Origin of the sequence: Clostridium tarantellae (assembly GCF_009295725.1) — a bacterium.
GTDB lineage: Bacteria > Bacillota > Clostridia > Clostridiales > Clostridiaceae > Sarcina > Sarcina tarantellae.
Genome location: NZ_WHJC01000325.1, coordinates 1 through 3,564, shown reverse-complemented (window position 1 = coordinate 3,564; position 3,564 = coordinate 1). Strand labels below are relative to the sequence as shown.

Below are 3,564 nucleotides of genomic sequence, written 5' to 3'. Positions count from 1 at the left end.
TATGTATACTGTACATATAGAAAAAAAGATTTATTAAATAGCAAATATTTATTCTTAATCTATTATAATAAGATAAGACTTCCAATATTTAATAAATAAATTACTTTATTGGTATTGTTTTATCAAAAACAATATCCAGATATATTTGATTCAGAGCATACTAATATTGAATCATCTTCTAAATAAATAATGTTTCTGTCTTTTTTTACATAGTCAATGGCTACATTTATTAAAATTCTTGTTATCCAAGTTTTAAAGATACTAGGATTCTTTAATTTATGAACATTTAAAAAACCTTTATAGGCACATTCCTGTAAAATATCTAATGCTTTATTTTCATCTTTAATGTAACTATAAGCAAATTTATAAAGATAAACCTTATAAATTTTGTATAACTCTGTAAATGCATGAGAGTCACCATTTTTTGCTTTTTTAGCTAAAGTTATTTCTAATGGTTGTTTTTTCATAGTTTGCCAAGGCAAAGAAACTATTTTCTCCATACCCCTCTCCTTAATCTCATAAATTTTAAACATTAATGTTATACCTATTAGACAGATATTACACACATAAAGTTGCAAAAAATAATAATTTAATAATATTATCAAATTATGATTAAATTAATCAACTAAAGTTATTATATTTAGTTCAATAGGATTTTGAAAATAATAGCAACTAAAAACTTAGATTATCTCAAAGATTTTAGTTGCTATTGTAATTTTACGTTCTTAAAGAATATGATAAATAATACTCTTAGTACTTAATTTAGCTTATTAATTTCATTCATAATAGACTTTATACTTGCCATAACCTTATTTCCAAATTCTTGTGTTTATATTATACACTAACTGTGAAATACTCATCACTTATAGAAGTGAGAGCTTCCTTTAATCCTGTCCAACCACAAAGGGAATTATTTTACAGACTATCAGTTTCCAAGGCTATGGGTTTTTTATGAGGATAACCCTTCCCGTATAACCTACGGTACTACAAGTTTACGACTTGTTATTGAAAACCTATGTTAGTATTATAACTTAATTTGAAAGAAATTGTTAGTGGAAATTATTGACGTTTCGAGTAAACTCTTGCGTCGATTCATCTCACCACCTACCTTCGGTTGAGGTGGGAGAATTTTCTCAAATTCTAGTTAAAAGTTAAACCAAAATAAACATTGTTTTTTAAAATAGCCATTTAATTATTGTAAATATGTTATAATAAAGAAAAAATACATTGAGAAATTTAAAATTATTTATTAATATTTAAAATAGAAAAGAGATGAGTTTAAATGATTAAAGATAAAAAATCTAAGCATAATAAGTTAAGGATTTTTTACTATAATCCTAAAAATCATTCTGGAGTTGTTAATAAAAGAAAGGGAATAGGATCAACTATTAACTTTGGAAGTAAAGAAGGAAGACATTTATTTGCAGCTATGATGATACCAGTTTTTATAGCTATTATTGTAATTATTGTTATAGTAGCTTTAAAGAAATAATATATGTTTTGTATATTAAAGATTTAAGTGATGAACTTATTAAATTTTTAAAGTATGTAGAGCATTCAGATGATAAAATAGCAGAAGAATCTAAAGGAGCTTTAGTTAAAAATATTAATGTTATAACTAATATTAGGAAAAAATATGATCCATTGGCTGATTTAGTATTACCACATATTACATTGGTTTTTCCTTTTGAGAGTGATTAAACTAATAAAGAGATTAGTATATATTTAAAAGAATGTTTAATTAATATAAAACCATTTATACTTGAATTACAAGGCTTTAGTAAGTTAAAGGATAGTTATGGAAATTACTTATTTTTAAATATAGTTTCTGGTAGTGATATAATTAAAAGCATTCATAATATATTGTATAAAGGTACTTTAAAACAATTTAAACCTGAAAATGATTATGTTCCACATATGACAGTTGGGAAGTTATCTTCTATTAAATTGCTTGATGAAGCCTTTGAATATGTAAATGGATGTAATGAAAAAATTAGTACTTTAGTAAAAAAATATCAGTTAAAATGATTGGTGAACGTGAAAAGTCTATTATAATAATAGAGCAAGAACTCAACAGATAAATAATAAATAGAGTGTCTACTAAGTAGGCACTTTTTATTTTCTAAAAACCTATCTGTAAAAATATTGGAAATTATGATAATATTAAATAATTAACAATTAATTGTATAATTAGAATTTCATATGGTGAAAGAATGGAGATGTGAGAAAAGGAAGTTCAAAATAATAGAGAAGTTTTAGTAACTATTTTAAATGAAAAAGGAAATATTTACATAGGAGTATACATTGATACATATTGTAGTTTAGAAATTGTTGCTGAAAGAAATGCAGTTTTTAATATGTTTAAAAATGGTGAGTATAAAATATCTAAATTGGTATGCATTCTTAAAGATGGTACAGTAGATACTCCATGTGCAGGTAGAGAACTTTTAATTGAGTTAGATGTAGAAAGTGAATAAATTGAAATCTTTATTAATTTGAAGAACTATAAAACAATAAAATTTAAGGAGCTTATACCTAATTATTGGGGATATAAAAGGGTTAAAAATAAATTTCAAGAAGAAATGAAATAGATAAATTTATAAAGGAGAAATATATGATATTTACCATTAAAGATAAATATAAAAAGGAGAAAATTGCAAGGGAAATATTATTTAATTTACCTGAATGGTTTGGTTTGACTGAAAGTACAGAAGAGTATATTAATTGTAGTAAAGAAATGCCATTTTGGGTTGATATAGAATATAATGAAACAAGAGGCTTTATTACATTAAAAGAAACAAGTCCTTATACTGTTGAAATCTATGTTATGGGAGTATTAAAGAAGTTTCATAGAAATAAAATTGGATATGATTTATTTAAAACTTCTTATAATTATGCTAAAGAACAAGGATATTTATATATACAAGTTAAAACAGTAAAAGAAGGAATCTATGAGGAGTATAATAGAACAGTTGAATTCTATAAAAACCTTGGCTTTAAAGAATTTGAATGTTTTCCAACACTTTGGGATGAATGGAATCCTTGTCAGATTTATATTATGTCAATTAAATAAATTACTGGCTTTCCATCATTTACATTGAAAAGAGGTATTAAAGATGAAATATATGGGAGATTCTAATTGGTGGAATGAACGATTTAAAATAAGAAAATTAAATATTATGCATCATGAGAAATGCTTAGAAAAAGATATTAAATTTTTTCCTAAAGAAGGAAAAATATTAGATGTTGCTTGCGGTGATGGAAGAAATTCTATTTATTTGGCGAAATTAAGGTATAGTGTATGTGCTATTGATTTTAGTGAAGAAGCATTAACAAGGCTAAATTACTTTAGCAGAAAAGAAAATCTTCATATTGAAACTAAATTAGTAGATTTATCAACTAATGATGTATTTATTAACTTGGATAAATATGATGGAATTATAATTAATCATTATAGACTTAATCCCCATTTATATAATAAGTTATTTAGATATGTTAATGAAGGGGGTATTTTATGGGTGAATGGATTTAGAGAAGTTCCTAATGATAATCCTAATATTACAG

The 3,564-nt window shown here is 24.4% G+C and carries 6 protein-coding genes; 5 read left to right on the top strand and 1 reads right to left on the bottom strand.

The window, feature by feature from the left end; genetic code table 11:
* Nucleotides 1-122: 122 nt before the first annotated feature.
* Nucleotides 123-500 (bottom strand): sigma factor, encoded by a 378-nt coding sequence (locus tag GBZ86_RS13830; protein WP_170272269.1) that lies wholly within the window; start codon nt 498-500, stop codon nt 123-125.
* Nucleotides 501-1,282: 782 nt separating this feature from the next.
* Between GBZ86_RS13830 and GBZ86_RS13825 the strand changes: the two genes are divergently transcribed.
* From GBZ86_RS13825 to GBZ86_RS13805, 5 genes are all read left to right on the top strand, one after another.
* Entirely contained in the window at nt 1,283-1,492 is a 210-nt protein-coding gene (locus GBZ86_RS13825) for a hypothetical protein (protein WP_152891611.1), read from the top strand.
* An 8-nt stretch (nt 1,493-1,500) separates the two neighbouring features.
* Entirely contained in the window at nt 1,501-1,701 is a 201-nt protein-coding gene (locus GBZ86_RS13820; RefSeq protein ID WP_152891609.1) for a hypothetical protein, read from the top strand.
* Between the two features lie 12 nt (nt 1,702-1,713).
* A complete protein-coding gene (locus GBZ86_RS17355) occupies nt 1,714-2,028 on the top strand; it encodes a 2'-5' RNA ligase family protein (RefSeq protein WP_327445273.1) in 315 nt (104 codons plus the stop codon).
* 586 nt (nt 2,029-2,614) lie between these two features.
* A complete protein-coding gene (locus tag GBZ86_RS13810; RefSeq protein ID WP_152891606.1) occupies nt 2,615-3,073 on the top strand; it encodes a GNAT family N-acetyltransferase in 459 nt (152 codons plus the stop codon).
* Nucleotides 3,074-3,116: 43 nt separating this feature from the next.
* Nucleotides 3,117-3,564 (top strand): class I SAM-dependent methyltransferase (locus GBZ86_RS13805; RefSeq protein ID WP_152891604.1); only part of this gene is annotated, 448 nt, incomplete at its 3' end.